This window comes from Thiobacillus denitrificans ATCC 25259, from assembly GCF_000012745.1.
GTDB lineage: Bacteria > Pseudomonadota > Gammaproteobacteria > Burkholderiales > Thiobacillaceae > Thiobacillus > Thiobacillus denitrificans_B.
The window spans coordinates 1,274,773-1,300,882 of the sequence record NC_007404.1; the positions used below are offsets into that span (position 1 = coordinate 1,274,773).

The following is a 26,110-nucleotide window of genomic DNA, read 5'->3' on the forward strand; positions in this document are numbered from 1 at the left end:
TGGAGAAAGAGTCAGGCGGCCTCGGTGACGAAGGCCGCGATGCGTTCAGCGGCCTCGACGCAGGCGTCGAGCGTGTCGACCAGCGCGATCCGCACGAAGCCCTTGCCGGGGTTGGCCCCGGCGGCGTCGCGCGCGAGGAAGCTGCCGGGCAGCACAGTGACGTGCTGTTGCGCGTAGAGGCCGCGCGCGAACGCGGCGTCGTCGCCGCCGGGCACGCGGGCCCAGAGATAGAAGGCCGCGTCGGGCGCGTCGAAAGACAGCACGTCGCGCAGCAGCGGTATGACGGCGGCGAATTTCGCGGCGTACTGGCGACGGTTGTCGAGGACGTGGGCTTCGTCGTTCCACGCGGCGATGCTCGCCGCCTGCACGGCCGGGCTCATCGCGCTGCCGTGGTAGGTGCGGTAGAGCAGGAATTTCTTCAGCACCTCGGCGTCGCCGGCGACCATGCCCGAGCGCAGCCCGGGCACGTTGGAGCGCTTGGACAGCGAGTTGAAGACCACGAGGTTCCTGCAGCCGCGCCCCAGTTGATGCGACGCTGTTAGCGCGCCAAGCGGGGGATGGGCCTCGTCGAAGTAGATCTCCGAATAGCATTCGTCGGCGGCGATGACGAAGCCGTGTCGGTCGGCGAGCGCGAACAGGGTTCGCCATTCGTCGAGCGTCATGACCTTGCCGGTGGGGTTGCCAGGCGAGCAGACGTAGACGAGGCTGATGCTGTCCCAGAGGTCTTCCGGCACGCGCGACCAGTCCATCGTGAAGCCGTTCTCGGGCAGCGTGTTGAGGAAGAACGGGCGGGCGCCGGCGAGCAGCGTCGCGCCTTCGTAGATCTGGTAGAAGGGGTTGGGCGAGACCACCGTGCGCCGACCGTGGCGGGTCGAGTCGACAGCCGCCTGGGCGAAGGCGAACAAGGCTTCGCGCGAGCCGTTGACCGGCAGCACCTCGCTCGCCGGATCGAGCGTGACGCCATAGCGGCGCGCGGCCCAGCCGGCGATCGCGGCGCGCAGCGCGTCGGAACCCTGGGTGATGGGATAATTCGCCAGCCCGTCGAGGCCGCCGACCAGCGCGTCGCGGATGAAGCCCGGGGTCGGGTGTTTGGGTTCGCCGATCGACAGGTTGATCGCCGCGAGTTCGGGGTTCGGCTCGGTTCCGGCGAGCAGCTCGCGCAGTTTCTGGAACGGATACGGGTGGAGTTGGTCGAGACGCGGGTTCATTGCAGTGCAGTTCGAGTGTGCCGTGGTTTCTCGGCCGGCCTCTATACTTGCGGCCGGCTCCCTGAGCCATCGTTTTTCAAGCCCGACATTATAAGGCCCATGCCCGCCCTTACCTCGCAGCGCGCGCTGCCCGTCGCCAGTCTCGTCTACGCCGCCGCACTGTGGGGGGTGATCTGGTATCCCTACCGCCTGCTCGACGAAGCCGGGGTCGGCGGAGTCGCGTCCGGCGTCTTCTCCTACGCGCTGCCGCTGGTCCTGATGGGCTGGCTGCATCTGCGCGACCTCCGCAAGGCAAGGGGGCACTGGCTGTGGCTCTCGGCGCTCGGCCTCGCCGCCGGCTGGACCAATCTCGCCTACGTGCTCGGCGTGCTCGAAGGCGAGGTCGTGCGCGTGCTGCTGCTGTTCTACCTGTCGCCTTTGTGGACCGTGCTGTTCGCCCGCTTTCTCTTGCACGAGAGGCTCAACCGCGCCGGCTGGGCGGTCATGGCGCTGGCCGCCGGCGGCGCGCTGACCATGCTCTGGCGGCCCGGCGAGTGGCCGCTGCCGGCCAACCGCGCCGAGTGGCTCGGGCTCTCGGCCGGCGTGATGTTCGCGCTGAGCAACGTCATCGCGCGCCATCTCGATGGCGTTACCGAAGGTGCCAAGGCCGTGGCGGTGTGGGGCGGCGTCGTCGTGCTGGGCGTGGTCGGACTCGCTCTGCGCCCGGCCGACCTCGACTTCGCGTCGACCGCCCCCGTGGAGGTCTGGGCGCTGCTGCTCGCGGTCGGGGTGCTGATCGGCAGCATGACCTACGCTGTGCAGTACGGCCTTGCGCGCGTGCCGGCCAACCAGGCGATCGTGGTTTTCCTGTTCGAACTCGTCGTCGCCGCGATCGCCGCGTATTTCCTGTCGGAGGAGCGCATGGGTCTGCAGGAATGGCTCGGCGCCGCAATGATCATCACCGCGAGCCTGTTTTCGGGGCACATGGAGGACGCGCAAGCGCAGGAGACACGTCATGGCTGAATCGCCACACATCGCCGGCCTGTTGCACGCGGGCCTGCTGGTATCCGACCTCGCGCACGCGCAGGCCTTCTACGAGGGCGTGCTGGGTCTGGCCCCGTGTCCTCGTCCTGAGTTGCCGTATCCCGGCATCTGGTATGACCTCGGCGGCGGGCAGCAACTGCACCTGATGCGCTTGCCGAATCCGGATGCTGCCGCGGCGCGCCCCGAGCACGGCGGGCGCGACCGCCACGTCGCACTGGGCGCGGGCGATCTCGCGGCCCTCGCGCGCCGGCTCGACGCCGCCGGCATCGCCTACACCACGAGCAAGTCGGGGCGCGCAGCGCTGTTCTGCCGCGATCCCGACGCGAACACGCTCGAATTCGTCGAGCACCGATAGGCGTCAGCCGCGGCGCGGGAAAGCCGTGAAGAGGCCGCTCTGCGCACGGTCCTGCTCCAGCAGATTCACAAGGACATCCACGGTCTGGCCGGCCGGATCCCCCTGCAGCGACGCCTTCTTGTCGAGGACGGGCTCTCCATTTTCTGTTGTGGCGATGACTTCGGCTGCAACGCGCACCTGCTTCTTCACAAAACCGGTGGCTCGCACCTGAAAGAAATTGGCCATCGCTTGCACGTATTCCGGCGACAGTGGGGTCTCCAGATTGAAAATACGCACCTCGCCGTCCACTGCAAAGGCTTTGCGCACATCGGCCAGCTTGACATCCCCGTCGCTTGTGCTGATTGGCGCTCCGCCGTTGAGTGAAATCAGCTTCTGAAGATCGAGCGCCGACAGCGTCGTTGGCTCGGCGTCACGGATCGTGAACGATTCGTCGGACTTGGTGTAAATGAACTCCCGGGTAAGGGCCAGCGACCGATTATTTTTGGCGTAGGCCACAATGTTGAGCGCGCGCATGCTGCCCGCCGGCAGCAAAGCCAAGGCAAACAGCAAATCCCCGAAATCAGCGGCGAGCACCTTCCGGTCGCCGAGCAGCAAGGATCGGAAGTCCTCTGCTTTCGTCGGGGTCCAGGAATCGGCCGCGATGATCTCTTCGATTTGCGCCCCGGCGGCGAGCTCCCGCGGCCCAGCATTGGTTTCCTGGTAGAAAAGAGCGTAGCCGCCGCCGATAAAGTCCCAGTCCTGCAGCGGTACGCCTTCGTCGGTGACCGCGGGCGTCGGCACCGGCGAGTCGGGCGCAAGGCCGATGAACGAACGCAGGGATTCGTCGTTGCCGATGATGCGGTCGAGCGCCGAGTTGCCCGTCGAGCGCGGCGCGGCCGGGCCTGAGGAGCCGCCTCCGCCGCCGCTTCCCGAGCTGCCGCTCGTCCCGCCGCCGCTTGTTCCCCCGCTTGTTCCGCCACCGCCGCTCGTGCCCCCGCCCGCGGGCGCCTTGCCGCCGGCGGCCTTGGCTTGTTCCTGCTGCTTCTTCTTGAGTTCCTCTTCCTTGTTGACGACGGCGCCGGCCTCGGTGATGTTCTTGTCCTGGATCGACTTGCCGAGCTTCGCCTTGGCCAGATCGGTCGCCGCCTGCACCTTGGCTTTTTCGAGGTCGGCCGCGATCTTGCGCCGCTCGGTGTCGGCGCTGACCGAGGTCTTCATCGCTTCGCCGGCCTGTTGCCCGACCGCGGTCGCGCCCGCCGCGGATAGCTTGGCGGTTTCGGTCGCGAGCTTGATCGTGTCGGCGAGACCGCTCATGTCGCGGAACATCGCGCCGTTCTGGATCGCAGCGAGCGTGCCCGCGAGTCCCGTCGGGTCGGGCAGCGCCGCCGGCTGGCTGATGCTGACGAGCGGCTGGCTGAACTGGCCGGGGGTGAGGTTCACGTCGCGCGCGCGGCTGCCGGTCTGTATCGCCGCGATCTCCGATGGCTGGATCGGAATCGGCGAATCCTGCCAGTTGAAGAAGCGCGACATGTCGAGCTTCTCGGCGCAGTTGAAGCGGCCGAGCACGGCCTCGGCGAAGATGCCCCCGCTCGAAAGCGGCACGATGTCGACCTTGGACTGGCCGATCACGAGGCCGCGGCTGGCCATGAAATCGCGCCATTCCTGGTCGTTGACCGGGTCGGTGTTGATCTTGAACGCGAGCGCGTTGCCGACGATGCGCAGCGGAATCGGCTCCGCAACCTGGACCAGCGGGAAGTTTCGGCCATTGAGCGTGATGCTGAATGGCGCCAGCAGACCTGCGATCATCGCCGGGTCGAGGCTGCGGAACACGGCCTGGCTGTAGTGCAGGCGGTTGTCCATCAGGTGCTGCACCAGATTGACGTCGGCGCCCGCGGCGCGCACGTCGATGAGCTTGGTTTCCTGCGCGCCTTTTTCGACCGTCACGGTCGGCAGTTCGAGCGGGAACACGACGCCGTTGCGCGACAGCGCGAGCACGGCCGTCGCCGGCGTGTCCGCTGCCGGATTGCTGCCTTGCAGGGCGATGCGGTCGACCTCGCTGAGGGCGACGCTCGCAGACAGGTCGACGATGCGCGTGCCGTCACGCAGCACGAAGACGAGCTTGATCGTGCGCATCGTGCTCTGCACCGCGCCTTCCTCGATCTGCACGTCGGACGGCACGAACAGCGACTGCGAGTTGCGGCGTACGCTCGGCGTGCCGAAGAAGGACGAGAGCTTGGAAGCCGCGGATTCCCATAGCGTGCCGGCGACGTCGTCGGGACGGCCGGGGCGGGGCGGCCGCGTCGGAGGTTCCTCCTCCGGCTCCGGGGGCTCGGGCGGTTCGCCTTCGGGAACGGGTTCTTCCTCGCCGGGCGGGCGGCGGCGGCGCGCGAGCCGCGCGGGACGGATCAGGACGCGCGGATTCTCGAGCACCTCGGCGATCGAACCGCCGAGTCCCGGAAACACCACGCGGCGCTCGGGAACGAGTTCGAGCATGTCGAAGTTCACGAGCGCGTCGCGCACGGCGGGGGTCAGCGCCGCGTCGATGAGCGCCGCGCGGAAGCGCCGCAGCAGGTCGACGTTGGCGAAGTCGATCAGGCGGAAGGGCACGAAGACGACGCGGTCGCAGCGCGTGAGCGCGATCTCGGTGCGGTAGATCTGCAGCACCTCGTAGTACTGCACGGTCAGCGCGTGCATGTGGTTGTAGTTCGTGATGACGCGCGTCGACACGGCCTCGTGCTCGGTCTGGCTGACTTCGCGCACCACCGACGCGCGTCGCGTGCGTGATGCGTGCGCGTGCTGATGCGTGCGGTCGCTGGCGTTTTGCAGCATCGACGCGCCGACTTCGCGGCTGCCCGCGCTCGTCGCATAGCTGTCGGCCGAGGTCGACGTCTTGGAGAGACTCGCGCTCACCCCGCCGCCGAAGGGGCCGATCGAGATGCCCGCGGATGCGCCGACCTGCTTGGTCGTCGACTGACTTTCGGTATGCGAGAACCCGCTCTGCGCTTCGCGCGCGACCGCCTGCGTGACTTCGCTGATGCTGCGGTTGCGGGAAGTGTCCTGAGCGAGTTCCTCGGTCTCGCCCAAGACCTCGGTTTGCCCGGCGCTCTCTTTTCTGGACCAGTCGACGACCGCGAGGCGTGTGCTCTCGCCCGCGGCGAGCGCCATGCTGTGCAGCAGATGGCCGAGCGTGACGCCCTGCATGAACCACGACTGATTCAGCGTCAGCAGCATGCCGAGCCCGAGCGTGCTGAAGCCGAAGTCGGCGTCGGTCACGCGCGTCGCGTCGATCGGCGTGAACTGCGGACTCGAGATGTCGATCAGCGGCGGCGCGTTGTCGGGGCGCAGGATTTCGTCGAGCACGAGCGAGGTGTATTGCACGCGCTCGGTCGGGAACTCGCCCGACTTCGGCACCAGGTCCGCCGGGCTCTCTGGGTCGAAGGCCTCGAGCTGTTCGGGAAAGAACGCGCGGTTGAGGATTTCGCGCGCGGCGCGAAACGGCGGATAGACCGACAGATCGCGCACGGTGACAACGCCGAGCGCGTTCTGCACCGCGGCTGCGTCGGCGATGTCGGCGAGGATGTCGATCGATTCGTTGCGCAGATCGGCGACCGCGATGCTGTCGGCGATTCCCGGTTTGAGAAGATCGGAGACGGGGCGGCCGAAGCGGTTCATCGCGTTGGCGGGGTCGTCGGCGGCGCGCTCGATCTCGACCGCGGCATCGAAGACGCTCGACATGGCAAGATCGAAGATCGTCCGGATGCCGAGCGTGCCGAGCGCCGCGAGCGCATCGGCATCGACGCCCAGCAGGCGGTCGGGCGGCAGGTTGAGCACCTCGGCCAGCGGCACGAGCTGGGCTTCGGAGACCAGCAGGTCGGTCGGGTCGGTTGTTAGGGGCATGTCGTGCTCCTTTCCGGGAGTCCCTGGAGATCAGGCCGACGGAACCGCCGCCGACGTCCAGGATGGAATGGGTTATACAGCCTTGGGTGGCGGGACCGCTTTCATCGCCACGCCCACAGGGGCGAGACGTCGGCCGAACCGGCGGGGCGGTCGACAGCCCCAAAAGCCACCGACGGTGTGGCGCCGCCGCGGCGCTCCTTGCAGCCGACCAGCATCAGCAGCAGGGGCAGCAATAGCAGGACGATGAGGGTCAGACGCAGGAGGTCGTTGGCGAGGCAGCGTGGCTTGAGACCACAACCGCAGCACTTCGGGTCGGGCGCGCGCGTGTCCTTGGCGGGCGCATGCATGTCAGGCGCTTCTTCCGGGCGGGCGGAGCGGGGAACAATGGGAGTTGGACCGGGTCGTGTGCGCCACGCCGGCGTGGAATGCGCTTTGCGATCGGCTTCGTGGCCCGCGCGGCCGGCTGGCCCCCGGGTCCGCTCCCCGCCAGTGCGTACGCATCTTCATCGCGCCGTCCCTCCGCGTAAGTCACCGGCAGCGGGCCCTGCGAGCCCATGTCATGCGCGGCGACAGACTGCAAGATAGGTCAGCGGCGCACCGATTCCTATACGACTTTAGTCGTAACGCCGATCAGGGCGCAGGTGAGAAGCAGCGCGTCCCCTCCAGCGCGAGGCGCGCAGCACCATAAGCCGCGTCGGTGTGGGTCGCGGGCGCGACCGGCACGTTCAGGAGGCGGGCGCGTATTCCGGTCCAGGCAGCGTTGCGGGCGCCGCCGCCCGCAGTGCGGACGCGCGCGGGCGGGGTCGCGCCGAGTTCGGCCAACAGGCCGTAGCCGCGCGCCTCGATCCGCGCGAGGCTTTCGAGCAGACCGTGCAGGAATTCGCGGTCGTCGCGCGGGCGCGGCGCGAGCCGCGGCGCGAGCGCCGGGTCGTTGACCGGGAAGCGTTCGCCGGGCCGCGGCAAGGGCATGTAAGCGAGCGGGCTCGCGAGGCTCGCGTCGATCCCGGCGCTGAGCGCGGCCAGCTGGCGGTCGTCGAAGAACTGCCGCAGCACCGCGCCGCCGGCGTTGCTCGCGCCGCCGGCGAGCCAGCGCCCGCCGAACCAGTGCGAATAGATGCCGTGCGCGCCGGACTCGACGCGGACGTCGGACAGCAGCTTCAATACCAGCGTGCTGCCGAGCGAGGTCACGGCGTCGCCGCTTCGCTGCATGCCCGAGGCGAGGAAGGCGGCGATCGAGTCGGTCGTGCCGGCGTGGACCATGCAGCCCGGGTTCACCCCCAGGTAGCGGGCGCGCGGTCTCGACACGGTCGCGAGCCGGGTCCCGGGGGCGAGCGCCACCGGGAGGTAGTCGACGTCGGCGAGGTAGTCGACCCAGGCGGGCCAGCGCAGGTCTTCGAGATCGAAGCCCATCTTCAGCGCATTGTGATAGTCGGTCATGCCGACGCGGCCGCTCAACATGCCGGCGAGCCAGTCGGCCTGATTGAGGTAGAGGCGCGCGCCGGTGAGCCCGAGGCGCTTTTTCAACCAGAGGATCTTGGCGAGTCCCGAGGTCGGGGCGGCGGCCGCGTGGTCGGAGGTCGCGGTCTTCGCGATCAGCGCCGCTTCCTCGACGGCCCGGCCGTCGTCGTAGAGCAGCGGCGGGTGCCGCGGGCTCAGCTCCTCGTCGCAGGCGAGCACCGTGCCCGAGGTGCCGTCGAGTGCGATGTCGCTCAGCGCCGAACGGACGACGGCGGGAAGCGCGGCGACGAGATCCCACAGCGCCTCGCGCCAGACCCCGGCACGCTCGTAATCCTCGAGGGTTCCGAAGTCGCGTTTATCCTCGACGACGACCGCGCCCTGGGCGTCGATGACACAGGCGCGGGCGCCCGTGGTGCCGAAGTCGATTCCGAGGAAATACAAGGAATTATCCGCGCGTATTCGACTGGTGCTCGAACTGCGTCAGGTCCACGCGCGGCGCCGGCTGCCAGCCGTCCTTGCGATGCTCGGCAACGACGTTGGTGAAGATGCCGCCGCGCACGTAGAACTTGGCGGTCAGCCGCATGTAGCGCGGGTCCGTCGCGGCGACGAGGTCATCGAGGATGCGGTTGGTGACGTCCTCGTGGAAATGCCCCTCGTCGCGGAAGCTCCACATGTAGAGTTTCAGGCTCTTGAGTTCGACGCAGGCCTGGTTGGGGATGTAGTCGAGCACGAGCGTGGCGAAATCGGGCTGCCCGGTCTTGGGGCAAAGACACGTGAATTCAGGGACCTCCATGTGGATGTGAAAGTCGCGTCCGGGCTTGGGGTTGGGGAAGGTTTCGAGGGTCTTGCTCGGCGTGGAGGGCATAAAAAAGCTCGGTGTAGAATGGGCGGCGGAAAAAGCGTCCGCCCGGGACGCTCGGGGACACCATTATATAAAGCTAAGGTTGCACGGTCTTGCGCTTAACCCACATCAAACTCGCCGGTTTCAAGAGCTTCGTCGACCCCACCGTGATCCCCGTACCCGCCCAGCTCACCGGCGTCGTCGGCCCGAACGGCTGCGGCAAGTCGAACGTGATCGACGCCGTGCGCTGGGTGCTCGGCGAATCGTCGGCCAAGCATCTGCGCGGCGAAACCATGCAGGACGTGATCTTCAACGGCTCGGGCAGCCGCAAGCCGGCGTCGCGCGCCTCGGTCGAGCTCGCGTTCAACAACGACCTCGGCCGCGCGGCCGGGCAGTGGTCGCAGTACGCCGAGATCGCGGTCAAGCGAGTCCTTGATCGCAGTGGCGACTCGACCTACTACATCAACAACATGCGGGTGCGGCGGCGCGACGTCGCCGACCTCTTCCTCGGTACGGGCGTCGGTGCGCGCGCCTACGCGATCATCGAGCAGGGCATGATCGCACGCCTGATCGAGGCCAAGCCCGAGGAATTGCGCGGCTATCTCGAGGAAGCCGCGGGCGTGTCCAAATACAAGGAGCGCCGCAAGGAAACCGAGGCGCGCCTGAAGGACGCCCGCGACAACCTCAATCGCGTCGAGGACATTCGGCGCGAGCTCGGGCAACAGGTCGAGAAGCTCGCCGCCCAGGCCGAGGTCGCGCAGCATTACCGCAGCCTGCAGGCTGACCTGACCTTCGCGCAGCACCGGCTGTGGTTCGCGCGCAAGCACGACGCGGCGCAGCAGCGCGCGCGCATCGACAAGGATCTCGCCGAGGCGCAGAACAGGCTCGAAGCGGAAACGGCGCGGCTGCGCCACATCGAATCGACGCTCGAGACCGCGCGCCAGAGCCAGTTCGCCGGACAGGACACGCTCAATACGGCGCAGGCGGCGTATTACCAGGCGCAGTCCGAGGTCGCCCGCATCGAACAGACGATGGCGCATCAGAACGCGACCCGCGAGCGGCTGTATCGCCAGGTGCAGGACTTGGGCGCGCGCGTGGAGACCCAGCAGGCGCGGCGCGCGACGACCGGCGACGCGCTGAGCGAGGTGACGGCGGAGCAGCCGGCGCTCGAAATGGCCGTCGCCGAAGCCGAGGCCGCGGCGCGACAGGCGACCGACAGCACGCTGCCGCAGAAGGAAGCCTTGCTGCGCGAAGCGCAGCAAGCGGTCGGCGAGGCGCAGCGCACGGTGACGCAGCTCGACCAGTCGCGCCAGGTCGACGAGAACAGCCTCGGTCACACCCGGCGCCAGATCGAACAACTCGACGCGCGCCAGCGGCGCCTTGCCCAGGAACACGCGCAACTGCCGCGCGCCGATGCAGGCGGCCTCGCGACCAAACAGCTCGAGGTCGACGAACTCGCGCAGACGCTCGCCGAAGCACAGGCGAAGCTCAAGGACGCCGAAACCGCGCTGCCCGAACTCGACGCCGCGCGGGCGCGGCATACGCGCGAACTCGAGGCCGCACGCAAGGCCTTGCATCAGGCCGAAGCCGAGCTCGCCGCGTTGAAAAAGCTGCAGGAAAGCCTCAAGGCCGACGAAAAGCTCGGCGCCTGGCTGGGCGCGCATGGTCTCGGCGACGCGCCACGCCTGTGGGAGAAGCTGCGGGTCGCGCCGGGATGGGAAGCCGCGGTCGAGGCCGTGCTGCGCGAACGACTGCAGGCGGTCGCGGCCGACGCGGCGGCAGCCTGGTTCGACGACGTTCCGCCGGCGCGCCTGACGCTGTGGGCGGGGCACGGCGGGGACGCGGAGCCGGCGCCCGAGCTGCTCGCGAGCAAGATCACGAGCGACGACGCGGCCGCGCGGATCGTGCTCGGCGACTGGCTCGCCGGCGTCTACTGGGCCGAAGACGTCGACGCCGCGCGGGCGCGGCAGCCGAGCCTCGGAGCCGGCGAGCATGTCGTGACCCCGCAAGGCCATTTATTCACACGTCACAGCGTGACCTTCCATGGCCCGCACACGGCGGTCGAGGGGATACTTGCGCGCGGGCGCGAACTCGAGCGCCTGGGCCAAGATTCCGCCCGGCTGCATGAGGAAGTGGCGGGACTCGAAGCGGCCTACGCCGAGACGCAGCAGGCCTACGCGGAACGCCAGCGCGAAGTCCAGGCCTTGCGCGCACAGAGCGGGCAGGTGCAGGCGCGCCACCATACCGCGCAGATGGAATTGCTCAGGCTGCAACAGGCCGTCGAGCGGGTGCAGAGCCGCAGTACCCAGATCACCCGGGAGCTCGAGGACGTCGCCGGCCAGCAAGCGGCCGAGCACGCGGCGATCGAAGCGCTCGAAACCCGTCTCAAGGACTATCGCGCCCAAGGCGAGGTCGCGCGCGAGGCACTCTACGCCGCACGCCAGCAGCGCGATCAGGCCGACCGCGCCGTGTTCGAGGCGCGCGAACTGCAGCGCGCTGCCGAACGCCGCCATCAGGAAGCGGGGTTCGCGCTGACCACCTGCAGCAACAAGATCCGCGAACTCGGCGACGCGCTCGCGCGCATCGATCAGGAGATCGCCGACGACGAGACGCGGCTGGCGCAGGCGCGGGAAGAGCTCGCGCGCTTGCCGGCCGACGCGCTCGACGTCGAACTGCAGGCCGCCCTGATGACGCGCACCGAGGCCGAGGCGGCGCTCGCCGCCGCGCGCGACGCGCTCGAGGGCCTAAGCGCGCAGCTGCGCACGCACGACGAATCGCGACTTGCGTGCGAGCAGGGGCTCGATCCGCTACGCCGCACGATCGAGCAGTTGAAGCTCAAGGATCAGGAAGCGATGCTGACGCAGTCGCAGTTCGAACTGCAGCTGCGCGAGGCGGCGGCCGACGAGGCGAGTCTCGAATCGGGGCTCGCCGACAGCCCGCGGCCGAACCAGCTCCAGGCCGAGATCAACCGTCTGCAGAACGAAATCGCCGCGCTCGGTGCGGTCAACCTCGCCGCGCTCGAGGAGCTGACCCAGGCCCAGGCGCGCGCCGAGTATCTCGCGGCGCAGTGCGCCGACCTCACCGAAGCGGTCACGACGCTCGAGGATGCGATCCGCCGCATCGATCAGGAGTCGCGCGCGCGCCTCAAGGAAACCTTCGACACGGTCAACCAGCACATGGGCGAACTGTTTCCCAAGCTCTTCGGCGGCGGCCAGGCGCGCCTGATATTGACCGGCGAGGAACTGCTCGATTCGGGCGTGCAGGTGTTCGCGCAACCGCCCGGCAAGAAGAACGCGTCGATCCATCTGCTGTCGGGCGGCGAGAAGACGCTGACCGCGCTGTCGCTGGTGTTCGCGATGTTCAAGCTCAACCCGGCGCCGTTCTGCCTGCTCGACGAGGTCGACGCGCCGCTCGACGACGCCAACACCGACCGCTATTGCAACCTCGTCAAGGCGATGTCCGACCAGACGCAGTTCCTGTTCATCACCCACAATCGCGTGACGATGGAAATGGCGCAACATCTGGCCGGCGTGACCATGCAGGAGCCAGGCGTCTCGCGCATCGTCGCGGTAGACGTCGACGAGGCGGTCGGCATGGTCGAAGCGGCCTGATTCGGTTCCGCCCCTAGCGGGGAACCCGCGCGATCGGCGAAAATGGCGCCTTTCGCGCACCGATCCCGAGACCATGCTTGATATCCAACTGCTGCGCAAAGACGCGGCCCTCGTCGCCGAGCGCCTCGCGGCGCGGGGCTTTGCCTTCGATGCCGCGCGCTTCGATGCGCTCGAAGCCGAGCGCAAGACGATCCAGACCCGTACCCAGGATGCCCAGAGCCGTCGCAACACGCTCTCGAAACAGATCGGCATGTTGAAAGGCAAGGGCGAGGACACGACGGCGGTGATGGCCGAGGTCGGCGGGCTCGGGGACGAGCTGAAGCAGCTGGAGACCCGGCTTTCCGAACTGCAGGCCGAGCTCAACGATTTCCTGATGGGCATTCCGAACCTGCCGCACGAATCCGTTGCGCCGGGAAAGGACGAAACCGCCAATGTCGAAGTCAGCCGCTGGGGGACACCGCGTCAGTTCGATTTCGCGGTGCGTGACCACGTCGACCTCGGCGAGGGGCTCGGCCAGCTCGACTTCGCCGCCGCAGTCAAGATCACCGGCAGCCGCTTCAGCGTGATGCGGGGCGGCCTGGCGCGGCTGCACCGCGCGCTCGCGCAGTTCATGCTCGACCTGCACACGACCGAGCACGGCTACACCGAGGTCTACGTCCCTTACGTCGTCAACGCCGAGTCGATGCGCGGCACCGGCCAGCTGCCGAAGTTCGAGGAGGACTTGTTCCACGTTCCGCGCAGCGATGCCGACAGGCTCTACCTGATCCCGACGGCCGAAGTCCCCGTCACCAACCTCGTGCGCGACGAGATCGTTGCGGCCGAAGCGCTGCCGCTGAAATTCGTCGCCCACACCCCGTGCTTCCGCTCGGAGGCCGGCTCCTACGGCCGCGACACGCGCGGTATGATCCGCCAGCACCAGTTCGACAAGGTCGAGCTCGTGCAGATGGTCAGGCCCGAGGACTCGTACGCCGCGCTGGAAGGACTGGCTGCGCACGCCGAGACGGTCCTGCAGCGGCTCGGCCTGCCTTACCGCAAGATGGCGCTGTGCAGCGGCGACATGGGCTTCTCGGCGGCCAAGACCTACGACCTCGAAGTCTGGCTGCCGGCGCAGAATACCTATCGCGAAATTTCGTCGTGCTCGAACTTCGAAGCCTTCCAGGCGCGGCGCATGCAGGCGCGGTTCCGCGAGGGGCAGGGCAAACCCGAACTTCTGCATACCTTGAACGGGTCGGGGCTCGCGGTCGGGCGCACGCTCGTCGCGATCCTCGAAAACTATCAGAACGCCGACGGCAGCATCACGGTCCCCGAGGCCTTGCGTCCGTGGATGGGCGGTGTCGAGCGGCTGACGCCGGCCTGAGGTCTCAGCCCGGCGGTGGCAGGCCGTCTTCGCCTCGCCCGAGATTGATCAAGGGATCGTATTCGGGCTCGAGCCGCAGCAGGATGTCGTAGTAGTTGCGGATGTTCTCGGCGAAGCGCAGCGCTTCGCCGCCGCGCGCATAGCCGTATTTCATGACCTTCGCGTAGCTGCCGCGGCTCAGGTAGGGCAGCGCCTCCTTGACGTCCGCCCAGCTGTTCGGGTCGCCGCCGCGTGCCTGCGCGATCCGCCGCGCGTCCTCGAGGTGGCCCTGACCCTGGTTGTAGGCAGCGAGCGCGAGCCAAGTGCGATCCGGCTCGGCGATGCGTGCGGGAAGCGCGTCCTTCAACAGCGCCAGATAGCGTGCGCCGCCGAGGATGCTCTCGCGCGCGTTGAGGCGGTCGCTGACCCCCATGCGGTCCGCCGTCTCGCCGGTCAGCATCATCACGCCGCGCACGCCGGTTGGCGAGGTCGCCAGACGGTTCCACTGCGATTCCTGGTAGCCGATCGCGGCGAGCAGACGCCAGTCGATTCCGCTCAGCGTCTGCGCTTCCTGGAAATGCTCGCGCAGGTCTGGAAGGCGTTGCGGGCGGCGTTGCAGGATGCCGAGAATGTCGCTGCTGCCCAGGCGCTTGACGTGCCCGAAGTAGCGTTCCAGCGCGCGCTTGATCGTGCCGTCCGAGCGCGCGCGTTCGACGAAGCGTGCGAGCGCGTTGCGAAAGGCGTGCGAACTGCCGGGCGACAGCGCCCAGACGATTTTTTGCTTGTACGGCAGATCGAAGGCGACGGCGAGGCCGGGATAGAAGTTGCGCATCGCGTCGAAATCCATGCCGTTGATGATCACCGCGTCGTACTTGCCCGCCTGCAGTTGCGCGAGCAATTCCTCGGGCCAGACGTTCTCCACCGCGGCCCAGCTGAGTTCCGGGTGCTTGCGTTTCAGCCGCATGAGCATCGGGCCGTGCCCGGAGCCGATGATGAATGCGAGTTTTTTTCCGGCGAGTCCGGCGACGCCGCGCGGCGCGCGATCGGCTGTGCGATAGACGACGTGGACTGGGGTCTCGAACAGGATCGGACCGGAGATCAGGTGGCGGTCCTTGACCACGGCCTGCGGCAGCGCAGCCGCCGCGAGATGGATTTCGCGCCGCTCGAGCATGTCGAACAGCGCCTGTGGCCGGGACTTTTCGGTCCAACTGAGCGTCCAGTTTTGTGCGCGGCTGAATGCGAGGATGAGGTCGTGTTCGAATCCCGCGGTTTCGCCGTCGTGGCCGATGTAAAAGGTGGCCGGACTGTTGCGTGTCCCGACGCGCAATTCGCCGCTCGTTTCCGGCGGCGGCGCGGGCCGGCTGCAGGCGCTCAGCGCGAGCACCAGCAGCAACGAAGCGAATTTCCCGGCCGCTCCCTTTGTCTTGAGGCTGGGCATGCGCGCAGTCTGACCGAGTGTGAAATTTTCGTCCAGCAGGCGCGCGCTGGCGCCGACTCGGTTACAATACGCGCCGCCGGAGAGGTGGCAGAGTGGTCGAATGTACCTGACTCGAAATCAGGCGTAGGTGCAAGCCTACCGTGGGTTCGAATCCCACCCTCTCCGCCAACAGATGAGAAAAAAGCGCCCCCGTGGCGCTTTTTTTGCGCCCCGGCTCGACGCTGCCTCGCGCCTCTCACGTATTCCTGTCCTCGCTTTCACCCGGGCCGACCCGGTGCCACGTGGTGGCAGACGAGGACGCATAAGCCCTCACGCCTCCGGGACGATCGGAGGTGCCGTTGAACTTCGTGCGCTGAGCCTCGGTCGCTAGACGGCGAGACCTTTCCGCGGACCTTGCGCGCGTCGCGCCTCAGCGATCAATTGTTTTTATCGCCTGTTCCACGCGGCAAAGATCGGGTGTCTAATGGCGACTGAATCGCAGAACATCCTATAAAGCAGGGAGCGATGTGAGAGATTCTTGAAGATGCCGATGGATAAAAGTGTTGCGCTGCTGTACTTCGTCCGGACGCCCCGTTGCCACGGGTCGGAGCGAGGACTTCGCAGCGAGGCCGGGCCCCCTCGGCGAGCGTCGAGCCGGGGAACGCACCGGCGAAGCGGGCTCGGATGGTAGTTCGGCACGCCCGCTTTTCTGAACCTGATCTGCGGCGCGCAGGCGCCAGCGATTTTCCCTTCCCCAAGCCGCACAGCGCGTTTCGCGCGATCGCGCACGTCCGCGCCGCCCTCGTTGTAGAAGCTACAACCCTTTACGACCGTTTGGGGCGAACCCGCGTAGCCGGCTCGAACCATGACGCGGCGCGAGCCTCGGTCGCCTCGACAGGTCGCGGCACCAATCGTCCTCAACCCGGTCGAATCGTTGCCGCTATTGGGTATGGCACGATCGTTGCGAGTTTCGAGTCAGCGCATCATCGATCAACGAGCAGGAGTACGTCATGAGCTTGTTCAATCAGTACATCGAACGTTACCGCCGCGAGGAAGAGGAATATTCCCTCGAGGAATTCCTCGCGATCTGCAAGAAGGATCCGCTCGCGTACGCCAGTTCGGCCGAGCGCCTGCTGGCGGCGATCGGCGAACCCGAACTGGTCGACACCCGTCAGGACCCGCGGCTGTCGCGGCTGTTCTCGAACAAGGTCATCAAGCGCTACCCGGCGTTCAAGGATTTCTTCGGCATGGAAGAGACGATCGAGCAGATCGTTTCGTACTTTCGCCATGCGGCGCAGGGGCTCGAGGAGAAGAAGCAGATTCTCTACCTGCTCGGGCCGGTCGGCGGCGGCAAGTCTTCGCTGGCCGAAAAGCTCAAGCATCTGATGGAGAAGGCACCGTTCTACGCGATCAAGGGATCGCCCGTGAACGACTCGCCGCTTTCGCTGTTTTCGGCCGACGAGGACGGCGACATCCTCGAGCAGGAGTACGGCATCCCACGCCGCTACCTCGGCAGGGTTCTGTCGCCGTGGGCGGTCAAGCGCCTGCACGAATACAACGGCGACATCACGAAATTCCGCGTCGTCAAGCGCTGGCCCTCGGTGCTGGGTCAGGTCGCGATTTCGAAGACCGAGCCGGGCGACGAGAACAATCAGGACATTTCGTCGCTGGTCGGCAAGGTCGACATCCGCAAGCTCGAGAAATACTCTCAGGACGACCCTGATGCCTACAGCTACTCGGGCGGACTATGCCTGGCGAACCAGGGTCTGATGGAGTTCGTCGAAATGTTCAAGGCGCCGATCAAGGTCCTGCATCCCTTGCTGACGGCGACCCAGGAAGGCAACTACAAGGGCACCGAAGGCTTCGGTGCGATTCCGTTCGACGGCGTCGTGCTCGCGCACAGCAACGAAAGCGAATGGACGGCCTTCCGTAACAACAAGAACAACGAGGCTTTCCTCGACCGCATCTATATCGTCAAGGTCCCGTACTGCCTGCGCGTGTCGGAAGAGGTCAAGATCTACCGCAAGCTGCTGCAGCACAGCTCGCTGTCGGAATCACCGTGCGCGCCGGGCACGCTCGAGATGCTCGCCCAGTTCGCGGTACTGACGCGCCTCAAGGAGCCCGAGAACTCGAGCATCTATTCCAAAATGCGGGTCTACGACGGCGAGAACCTCAAGGACACCGACCCCAAGGCGAAGAGCTATCAGGAATACCGCGACTTCGCGGGCGTCGACGAGGGGATGACCGGGGTCTCGACGCGCTTCGCGTTCAAGATACTATCGCGCGTGTTCAACTTCGACCACAGCGAGATCGCGGCCAACCCGGTGCACCTGCTCTACGTCCTCGAGCAGCAGATCGAGCAGGAACAACTGCCGCCCGAGTCCGAGCAGCGCTACGTCGCCTATCTCAAGGAATATCTCGCACCGCATTACGCCGAGTACATCGAGAAGGAACTGCAGACCGCCTACCTCGAGTCGTATTCGGAGTATGGGCAGAACATCTTCGACCGCTACGTGACCTACGCCGACATGTGGATTCAGGATCAGGAGTTCCGCGATCCCGACACCGGCGAGATCCTCGACCGCGGCCAGCTCAATACCGAGCTCGAGAAAATCGAGAAGCCGGCGGGAATCGCCAATCCCAAGGACTTCCGCCACGAGGTCGTCAACTTCGTGCTGCGGGCGCGCGCGCAGAACCATGGCAAGAATCCCGCGTGGACGAGCTACGAGAAGCTGCGCGCGGTCATCGAGAAGCGCATGTTCTCGAGCACCGAGGACCTGCTGCCGGTGATTTCCTTCAACGCCAAGGCGTCGAGCGAGGAACAGAAGAAACACCAGGACTTCGTCCAGCGCATGGTGGCGAAGGGCTACACCGAGAAGCAGGTGCGCCTGCTCGCCGAGTGGTACCTACGGGCGAGGAAAACCTCCTGACGGGGATGCCACCATGAGTCAACTCGTCGACCGCCGGCTTTCGGGCAAGAACCGCAGCGCTGTCAACCGCCAGCGCTTCCTGCGCCGTTTCAAGGCGCAGATCCGCAAGGCAGCGGCGCAGGCCGTGTCGGGACGGAAAGTCGCCGATCTCGAGCGCGGCGAGAAGATTTCGATCCCGTCGAAGGACCTCTCGGAACCGATCTTCCACCACGGTCCCGGCGGTCGCCGCAACGTCATCCTGCCCGGCAACCGCGAGTTCGTCAGCGGCGACCGCATCGACCGTCCCGCGGGCGAGGGCGGCGGCGGAAGCGGCGGATCGCCTGACGGCGAGGGCATGGACGACTTCGTCTTCGAGCTCTCGAAAGAAGAGTTCATGGACTACTTTTTTGAAGACCTCGCCCTGCCCGACATGGTGAAGAAGCAGCTCGCGGCCGTGCCCGAGGTGAAGAAGTCGCGGGCAGGCTTCGTCAGCCACGGCAACCCGGCCAATCTGCACGTCGTGCGCTCGATGAAGCAGGCGATCGGCCGTCGCCTGGCGATGGCCGCCGGCCCGCGCGAGGCGCTGCGGCAGGCGGAAGAAGCCCTCGAGGCGCTCGTCGCCGAGGGCCGAGGCGCGGAACCCGACGCCGAGGCCTTACGCGAGGAGATCGCAGCGCTCAAGGCGCGCGTTGCGGCCGTGCCTTTCATCGACACCTGGGATCTGCGCTATGCGCATCGCGTCGACCAGCCGGTGCCGAGCAGCCAGGCCGTGATGTTCTGTCTGCTCGACGTGTCGGGGTCGATGGACGAAGACCGCAAGAACATCGCCAAGCGCTTCTTCATGCTGCTCTATCTTTTTCTGACCAAGAGCTACGAGCGGATCGACGTGGTCTTCATCCGTCATCACACCGTCGCCAAGGAAGTCGACGAGGAGGAGTTCTTTTCCTCACGCGAGAGCGGCGGCACCGTCGTGTCGAGTGCGCTCGAATTGATGCGAGACATCATCCTCGCGCGCTATCCGACCTCGAACTGGAACATCTACGCCGCGCAGGCGTCAGATGGCGACAACTGGGACGACGACTCGCCACGCTGCCGTGACCTGCTGCTGCAGAGCATCCTGCCGCTGACCCAGTATTTCGCCTACGTCGAGATCGAGGCAGAGGAGCCGCAGAGCCTGTGGCGCGAGTACGAGCGCGTGAAGGCGGCGAGCCCACGCTTTGCGATGCAGCGCATCCTTGCGCTCGAAGACATCTACCCGGTGTTCCGCGAATTGTTCAGGAAGAAGGCCGCTTGATATGGAAGCAGAAACCGAGCACGCCGCCCCGATCGATTCCGTCCGCAAGCCGCTCTCCGAGGGCTCGGAATGGACCTTCGAGCTCCTCGACCTCTACGATCACGAAATCGCCCGGGTCGCCGAACACTACGGCCTCGACACCTATCCCAAGCAGATCGAGGTCATCACGTCCGAGCAGATGATCGACGCGTATTCGTCGGTCGGGATGCCCGTCGGTTACCACCACTGGTCCTACGGCAAGCATTTCCTCTCGACACAGAAGAGCTACAAGCGCGGCCAGATGGGACTGGCCTACGAAATCGTCATCAACTCCAACCCCTGCATCGCCTATCTCATGGAAGAGAACACCATGACGATGCAGGCGCTCGTGATCGCTCACGCGGCGTATGGCCACAATTCCTTCTTCAAGGGCAATTACCTGTTCCGCACCTGGACCGACGCCGAGGGCATTCTCGACTACCTGGTCTTCGCGCGAAACTTCATCGCCGAATGCGAGCAGCGCTATGGCGAGACGGCGGTCGAGGAGTTGCTCGACTCCTGTCACGCCCTGATGAACCTCGGCGTCGACCGCTACAAGCGGCCAGCCAAGCTCTCGATGGCCAAGGAGCAGGCGCGCCAGCTCGAACGGGAAGCCTATCTGCAGTCGCAGGTCAACGACCTATGGCGCACGCTGCCGAGCAAGCAGACGGTCGATCGGGCAGAGCAGACGCGCCGCTTTCCGAGCGAGCCGCAGGAAAATCTGCTCTATTTCATCGAAAAAAATGCGCCGCGCCTCGAGCCCTGGCAGCGCGAGGTCGTGCGGATCGTGCGAAAGATTGCGCAATATTTCTACCCGCAGCGGCAGACCCAGGTCATGAACGAGGGCTGGGCGACCTTCTGGCATTACACCCTGCTCAATCACCTGTACGAGGAGGGCAAGCTGACCGACGGCTTCATGATCGAGTTTCTGCAGAGCCACACCAACGTGATCTACCAGCCGCCCTACAACAGCCGCCACTACAGCGGCATTAATCCCTACACACTCGGGTTCGCGATGTTCCAGGACCTGCGGCGCATCTGCGAGCACCCAACGGAGGAAGACCGCCGCTGGTTCCCGGAGCTCGCCGGGGCCGACGGGGTGAAGGCGCTCGATTTCGCGATGCGCAACTTCAAGGACGAAAGCTTCATCGCGCAATACCTCTCGCCCAAGCTGATTCGCGATCTCAAGCTGTTCGCGCTGGTCGACGACGAGCGCGACGAACAGCTTGAAGTCGCCGCGATCCATGACGATGCCGGCTACCGGACCGTGCGCCAGCTGCTCGCCGAGCAGTACAACCTCGGCAGCCGCGAGCCCAATATCCAGATCTACGAGGTCGACGTCTTCGGCGACCGCTCGCTGACCCTGCGCCACTACATGCACGACCGCCGCCCGCTCGGCGACTCGACCCCGGAAATGCTTCGCCATGTCGCGCGGCTCTGGGGCTACAAGGTGAGGATGGAAAACGTCGACCAGGACGGCATCGTCCGCCTCGTCGGCGTGAGCGAGGCCTGAGGCGGGGCGTTACCCGATCTCGGCGTCCCCGGCCTGCCCGAGGTCGACCGGTTCCAGGGCGGCGAGTGCCGGCCCCTCGATCACGCTGCCGTCGGTGCCGAAGCGGCTGCCGTGACAGGGGCAGTCCCAGCTTTTCTCCAATGCGTTCCAGTGAACGATACAGCCAAGGTGGGTGCACGCTGCGGACACCCCGTGCAGCGCACCGGCCGGGTCGCGGTACAGCGCGATATTGCGTCCCTGCGCCTTGACGACAGCACCGCTACCCGGCGGTATCGAGGACGCCTCCGCGTAGTCGGGTATGGCGAGCCGGTCGCCGATCAGGCCTTTCAACGCGACCGTCTGCTCCTCGAGCGTCTGCTTCGCAGATTTGAGCGGCGCAAAGCGTCCGGGGCGGTATAGCTCGGCCCAACGGTTGTCCTTGCCGACTATCGCGTCGCAGAGGATCTGGGCGGCGAGCGTGCCGTAGGTCAGGCCGTCGGCCCCGAAGCCGGTCGCAATATAGACGTCGTGCAGGGCGCTGTGACCGATGTAGGGCAAGAGATCGGGCGAATGGTAGGCCTGCGCCGACCAGGCCCAGCGTTCGTCACCGGCGCGGACTTTCCGGTCGAACAGCGATTCGACGGCCGCGAGCGATTTCTGCGGATCGTGCAGCCCGGTCTTGTCGGGCGAGCCGACCGTGATCAGATAGCGCCTTCCCCCCACTTCGAGCTTGCGGAACGAGCGCGTGACCGCCCCGCGCTGCCAGAAGATGCCCTGGGGCAGCGAAAGCGACGGAAATTCGTAGGCCGCGGCGTATTCCCTGCAGGTCAGCATCTGCCCATGCAGGCCGTAAACGCCCTTGGGCGTGTGGGTGGCGACGACGATGGCCTTGGCCTTGACTGCGCCGGACGCGGTGCGCACCAGGCCGTCCCCGGCCGAGATCTCCACGACCGCCGAGTCCTCATAAATCTGTGCGCCGTGCCCGACCGCGCGCTCCGCCACGCCCTGTACATAGTTGAAGGGATGGAACTGCGCCTGGCCGTCGAGGACCATGGCGCGTCCGGTCGCGCCGGGCAGTTCCTCGGCGTCACCGAACCGGACCGCCACCCCCGCTGCTTGCAGGGTCTCGTACTCTTCTTCGATTTGCGACCAGTCGTCTTCGCTGTACTGGACCAGCGGGCAGCGACGAAATGCGACCGCCTCGCCGATGCCGGCGGCGAAGCGCTCGACCAGATCGACCGCTTCGCGCCGCGAGGCAATGACCTGGCGGACCACGTCCTTGCCCCATTTTTTCTCGACGCCGGCGAGCCCCGCATCGAGGGCCTCGTAGAGATTCCCGGTCGAATGGCCGGTCGTGCCGAAGCCGAGCGTGCGTGCCTCGAGCACAACGACCCGGCGGCCGGCCAGCGCGAGCAGGGCGGCACAGGTGACCCCGGTGATGCCGCCGCCGATGATCGCGACGTCGGCCTCCACCCGGCCGGAAAGTTGCGGGTGACGACTCGCGCGATCGTTTGCGGCCGTGCCGCGCCATACGGAATGGGTCATGCGAACTCCTTGAGGGAAGCCGAGCAGGTTCGAATCGGCGCTCTGGCGCCAGGTTCTGTTATAGGACGCAACGGCGCTGAAAAGCGGCTGCGATCCCGCGCGGAGAGCGTCGCCGAAGTCGGCGGCCCTACTGTCAGCAGGCTTGAAAAATCCCCGCGTCGGCTCAAAATAAAGCCAGTAATCAAGGCATATTCGGGCTATGGCAACCAAGCGAGAAGGCTCTACCCTACTGGAACCGGCAGCGGCCAAGGTAAAGCCTCCGCCGCTGTACAAGGTACTGCTCTTGAACGACGACTACACCCCCATGGAATTCGTCGTTCACGTGCTCAGAAAGTTTTTTGGCATCGACGAAGAACGGGCGACACAAATCATGCTCAAAGTGCATACTGAGGGTGTCGGGGTTTGCGGTGTGTTCACGCGGGATATCGCGCATACCAAGGTCGAGCAGGTTGTGGATTTCGCGCGGCAGCATCAGCACCCGCTGCAGTGCACGATGGAGGAAACTTAGATGATTGCCCAAGAACTTGAAGTCTCGCTGCACATGGCCTTCATGGATGCGCGGCAGAAGCGCCACGAGTTCATTTCGGTGGAACATCTGCTGATGGCGATGCTCGACAACCCCTCCGCTGCGGAAGTGTTGCGTGCCTGCGGCGCCAACATCGACACCATGCGCGAGCAGCTCGGAAAATTCATCGACGAGCACACGCCGCGCGTCGGCGGCGACGGCGAAGTCGATACCCAGCCCACGCTCGGTTTCCAACGCGTGATCCAGCGCGCGATCCTGCACGTCCAGTCCTCGGGCAAGAAGGAAGTGACCGGAGCGAACGTGCTCGTTGCGGTGTTCGGTGAAAAGGATTCGCACGCCGTCTACTTCCTGACCCAGCAGGGCGTCACGCGGCTCGATATCGTCAATTTCATCTCCCACGGCATCACGAAGACGCCGCAGAGCGAGCCGACCCGTCCGGAGGACGCGACCGAGGCGAGCGCCGAAGCCGTCTCCAACGCGCCGCTCGACAGTTTTGCGCAGAACCTCAACGCCCAGGCGCTGGCAGGCCGCATCGACCCGCTGATCGGGCGCGATCCCGAACTCGAGCGCGTCGTCCAGACTCTGTGCCGCCGGCGCAAGAACAATCCTCTGCTCGTTGGCGAGGCCGGCGTCGGCAAGACCGCGATCGCGGAAGGCCTGGCGCGCCGTATCGTCGAAGGCAACGTTCCCGACATCCTCGCGCAGAGCACGGTCTACGCCCTCGACATGGGTGCCTTGCTCGCCGGCACGAAATACCGCGGTGATTTCGAGCAGCGCTTGAAGGGCGTGCTGAAGCAGTTGGCGGACAATCCGAAGGCGATCCTGTTCATCGACGAAATTCATACCCTGATCGGCGCCGGCGCCGCGTCCGGCGGCACGCTCGACGCGTCCAACCTGTTGAAGCCCGCGCTCTCGTCGGGGCAGCTCCGCTGCATCGGCGCGACGACCTATACCGAATACCGCGGGATCTTCGAGAAGGACCACGCGCTGTCGCGGCGCTTCCAGAAGGTCGACGTCCCCGAGCCGTCGGTCAACGAGACGGTCGCAATCCTGCGTGGTCTCAAGTCGCGCTTCGAGGACCACCATGGCGTCAAATACACCGCGGCGGCCTTGAGCACGGCGGCGCAACTGGCGGCACGCTACATCAACGACCGCCATCTGCCCGACAAGGCGATCGACGTGATCGACGAGGCCGGCGCGGCGCAGCGGATTCTGCCGAAGTCGAAGCAGCGCCGCGTGATCACGCCACGCGAGATCGAAGAGATCATTTCCAAGATTGCGCGCATCCCGCCGAAGACCGTGTCGTCGGACGACAAGAATTCGTTGAAGACGCTCGATCGCGACCTCAAGGCAGTCGTCTATGGCCAGGACGCGGCGATCGACGCGCTGTCGACCGCGATCAAGATGTCGCGCAGCGGCCTGGGCAATCCGCAGAAGCCGATCGGCAACTTCCTGTTCTCCGGCCCGACCGGTGTCGGCAAGACCGAAGTGGCCCGCCAGCTCGCTTATGTGCTCGGCGTCGAGCTGATCCGCTTCGACATGTCCGAATACATGGAACGGCACGCCGTCTCGCGCCTGATCGGCGCCCCGCCCGGCTACGTCGGTTTCGACCAGGGCGGGCTGTTGACGGAAGCGGTGACGAAACATCCCTACGCCGTTGTTTTGCTGGATGAAGTCGAGAAGGCGCATCCGGATATCTTCAACGTGCTCCTCCAGGTGATGGATCACGGCACCCTGACCGACACCAACGGCCGCAAGGCGGACTTCCGCAACGTCGTGCTGATCATGACGACGAACGCCGGCGCAGAGATGCTGAACAAGGCGACCATCGGCTTTGCGGGCGCGCGCGAAAGCGGCGACGAGATGGGCGAGATCAAGCGCATGTTCACGCCCGAATTCCGCAACCGCCTCGACGCGATCATTCCGTTCGCGCCCTTGAGCGAGCCGGTCATCCTCCAGGTCGTCGAGAAGTTCCTGATGCAGCTCGAGGAGCAGCTGCACGAGAAGAAGGTCGAGGCGGTCTTCACGGACGCGCTCAAGGCCTATCTGGCGAAGCATGGCTTCGATCCATCGATGGGCGCGCGGCCGATGGCACGCCTGATCCAGGACACGATCCGCAAGGCGCTCGCCGATGAGCTGCTGTTCGGCCGACTCGCGACCGGTGGACGCGTCACGATCGACGTCGGCGCCGACGACCGGGTCGCGCTCGAGTTCGAGGAGGCCGTGCCAGCTTAGTCGGGCAAGGGCCGGGTAAAGATTCCGCGTCGGTGGCCGTTAGCCGTGGCAGCGGCAGAGCCCGACCCGGCTCCTGGCTGATCGTGATCAGGGAGACTGTTGTACCGGGTCGGACGCCTGCGGCAATTTGCCCAGCCGGAGAACGATTCATGACACGTCACCCTGTCCTCGCCCTTGCTTTCCTCGCACTCGCCGGCTCGCTGCCGGTAGCCGCCAAGGCCGACCCGGAGCCGGCCCCCACGCAAAACCGTACCCTTTCGGACGAGGATCTCGCGGTCATAGGCGAGCGCATTCGTCAGACCGGCGTGCAGATTCGCGCCGACCTCAAGGAGGCGCGTGCGCGGCTCGAAGCGCAAAAGGCGCATGAAGCCCGGGAGCGGGCACGAAAGGCGGAGCAAGCGCTGCGTGAAAAGCGCGAGCAGGAGGCCCACGAAGCGCAGGCCCGCGAGGCGGCCGCAGCGCGGGCCGCGCAGGCGGAAAAAGAGCGCCGCGAAGCGGAACGTAGCAGGAGGGAGCTGGCGGAGACGGCGCGCCGCGACAAGCAGGCGGCCTTGCTCGCGCAGTCCGCGCAGAAGGACGAGGCGGCGCGGCGTGCCGACGCCAAGCGACGCGCCGCTGAAGCACTCAGGCAGGTCCGCGAGTCGACCGGTGCGCGCGCCTTCGACTAGGCGCAGTAAAACGAGGCAGCGGAATAAAAAAGCGGCGCCGAAGCGCCGCGGAAATCCCGGTGTGGCAGGAGGAGGAGCGCCTGGGGAAAAACCCCGTACCGGGAAAATCTACAAGGGAAATCACACAAACCCCACACTCTTCCCAACTATAAGCCGGCGGAAGAATCCTGCCACCGGCACATTCGTCTGGCGTCGTGTAGTGCGTTTGGATTACGGCAGGAAAAGCGTTTTTCTTTAGGACTTTTTGAATGTGCGCGCGCCGCTCGGCCGGCACGGCCAGCGTGTCAAGGCAGGCAGC

At 66.2% G+C, this 26,110-nt stretch carries 17 protein-coding genes and 1 tRNA gene; 11 read left to right on the forward strand and 7 right to left on the reverse strand.

Features of this window, described 5'->3' with window-relative positions; genetic code table 11:
- Positions 1–11: 11 nt before the first annotated feature.
- A complete protein-coding gene (gene dapC, locus TBD_RS06130) occupies positions 12–1,208 on the reverse strand; it encodes a succinyldiaminopimelate transaminase (RefSeq protein WP_011311733.1) in 1,197 nt (398 codons plus the stop codon).
- Positions 1,209–1,307: 99 nt separating this feature from the next.
- Between dapC and TBD_RS06135 the strand changes: the two genes are divergently transcribed.
- Positions 1,308–2,210, forward strand: a complete 903-nt coding sequence (locus tag TBD_RS06135; RefSeq protein ID WP_041432435.1) for a DMT family transporter — start codon at positions 1,308–1,310, stop codon at positions 2,208–2,210.
- Positions 2,203–2,586 (forward strand): VOC family protein, encoded by a 384-nt coding sequence (locus tag TBD_RS06140; RefSeq protein ID WP_011311735.1) that lies wholly within the window; start codon positions 2,203–2,205, stop codon positions 2,584–2,586. Before TBD_RS06135 ends, TBD_RS06140 begins: the two co-directional genes overlap by 8 nt.
- A 3-nt stretch (positions 2,587–2,589) precedes the next feature.
- Here TBD_RS06140 and TBD_RS06145 read toward each other — a convergent pair whose 3' ends face one another.
- From TBD_RS06145 to queF, 4 genes are all read right to left on the reverse strand, one after another.
- Positions 2,590–6,462 carry a hypothetical protein gene (locus TBD_RS06145; protein ID WP_011311736.1) on the reverse strand — a complete coding sequence of 1,291 codons (3,873 nt, stop codon included), beginning with the start codon at positions 6,460–6,462 and terminating at the stop codon, positions 2,590–2,592.
- 101 nt (positions 6,463–6,563) lie between these two features.
- A complete protein-coding gene (locus tag TBD_RS06150; RefSeq protein ID WP_011311737.1) occupies positions 6,564–6,809 on the reverse strand; it encodes a hypothetical protein in 246 nt (81 codons plus the stop codon).
- Positions 6,810–7,092: 283 nt separating this feature from the next.
- The gene (locus TBD_RS06155) at positions 7,093–8,361 is read right to left on the reverse strand and encodes an FGGY-family carbohydrate kinase (protein ID WP_011311738.1); all 1,269 of its coding nucleotides are present in this window, start codon (positions 8,359–8,361) and stop codon (positions 7,093–7,095) included.
- Between the two features lie 4 nt (positions 8,362–8,365).
- Positions 8,366–8,785 (reverse strand): preQ(1) synthase, encoded by a 420-nt coding sequence (gene queF, locus TBD_RS06160; protein ID WP_011311739.1) that lies wholly within the window; start codon positions 8,783–8,785, stop codon positions 8,366–8,368.
- An 89-nt stretch (positions 8,786–8,874) separates the two neighbouring features.
- Here queF and smc point away from each other — a divergent pair, with 89 nt between their 5' ends.
- Both smc and serS read left to right on the forward strand, forming a co-directional pair.
- Positions 8,875–12,372, forward strand: a complete 3,498-nt coding sequence (gene smc, locus TBD_RS06165; protein WP_011311740.1) for a chromosome segregation protein SMC — start codon at positions 8,875–8,877, stop codon at positions 12,370–12,372.
- A 73-nt stretch (positions 12,373–12,445) separates the two neighbouring features.
- A complete protein-coding gene (serS, locus tag TBD_RS06170; RefSeq protein WP_011311741.1) occupies positions 12,446–13,729 on the forward strand; it encodes a serine--tRNA ligase in 1,284 nt (427 codons plus the stop codon).
- Between the two features lie 4 nt (positions 13,730–13,733).
- Here the strand turns inward: serS and mltF are convergent, their stop codons facing one another.
- On the reverse strand, positions 13,734–15,146 hold the full coding sequence (mltF, locus tag TBD_RS06175; RefSeq protein ID WP_011311742.1) for a membrane-bound lytic murein transglycosylase MltF: 1,413 nt from the start codon (positions 15,144–15,146) through the stop codon (positions 13,734–13,736).
- A gap of 78 nt (positions 15,147–15,224) precedes the next feature.
- Between mltF and TBD_RS06180 the strand changes: the two genes are divergently transcribed.
- The 4 genes from TBD_RS06180 (at position 15,225) to TBD_RS06195 (ending at position 20,859) form a co-directional block, all read left to right on the forward strand.
- Positions 15,225–15,314, forward strand: a tRNA-Ser gene (locus TBD_RS06180).
- 821 nt (positions 15,315–16,135) lie between these two features.
- Positions 16,136–18,055, forward strand: coding sequence for a PrkA family serine protein kinase (locus TBD_RS06185; protein ID WP_011311744.1), 1,920 nt, complete (start codon positions 16,136–16,138; stop codon positions 18,053–18,055).
- 13 nt (positions 18,056–18,068) lie between these two features.
- A complete protein-coding gene (locus TBD_RS06190; protein WP_011311745.1) occupies positions 18,069–19,328 on the forward strand; it encodes a YeaH/YhbH family protein in 1,260 nt (419 codons plus the stop codon).
- Position 19,329: 1 nt separating this feature from the next.
- On the forward strand, positions 19,330–20,859 hold the full coding sequence (locus tag TBD_RS06195) for a SpoVR family protein (RefSeq protein ID WP_011311746.1): 1,530 nt from the start codon (positions 19,330–19,332) through the stop codon (positions 20,857–20,859).
- Between the two features lie 9 nt (positions 20,860–20,868).
- On the opposite strand, the gene TBD_RS06200 is transcribed toward TBD_RS06195, so the two are convergent.
- On the reverse strand, positions 20,869–22,383 hold the full coding sequence (locus TBD_RS06200; RefSeq protein WP_011311747.1) for an FAD-dependent oxidoreductase: 1,515 nt from the start codon (positions 22,381–22,383) through the stop codon (positions 20,869–20,871).
- A 199-nt stretch (positions 22,384–22,582) separates the two neighbouring features.
- Here TBD_RS06200 and clpS point away from each other — a divergent pair, with 199 nt between their 5' ends.
- The 3 genes from clpS (at position 22,583) to TBD_RS14220 (ending at position 25,812) form a co-directional block, all read left to right on the forward strand.
- Positions 22,583–22,891 carry an ATP-dependent Clp protease adapter ClpS gene (gene clpS, locus TBD_RS06205; RefSeq protein WP_011311748.1) on the forward strand — a complete coding sequence of 103 codons (309 nt, stop codon included), beginning with the start codon at positions 22,583–22,585 and terminating at the stop codon, positions 22,889–22,891.
- Positions 22,892–25,144: an ATP-dependent Clp protease ATP-binding subunit ClpA gene (gene clpA, locus TBD_RS06210; RefSeq protein WP_011311749.1), complete on the forward strand. Its 2,253-nt coding sequence runs from the start codon at positions 22,892–22,894 to the stop codon at positions 25,142–25,144.
- Between the two features lie 149 nt (positions 25,145–25,293).
- Complete coding sequence (locus tag TBD_RS14220; RefSeq protein WP_011311750.1) at positions 25,294–25,812, forward strand: hypothetical protein; 519 nt, start codon at positions 25,294–25,296, stop codon at positions 25,810–25,812.
- Positions 25,813–26,110 lie beyond the last annotated feature (298 nt).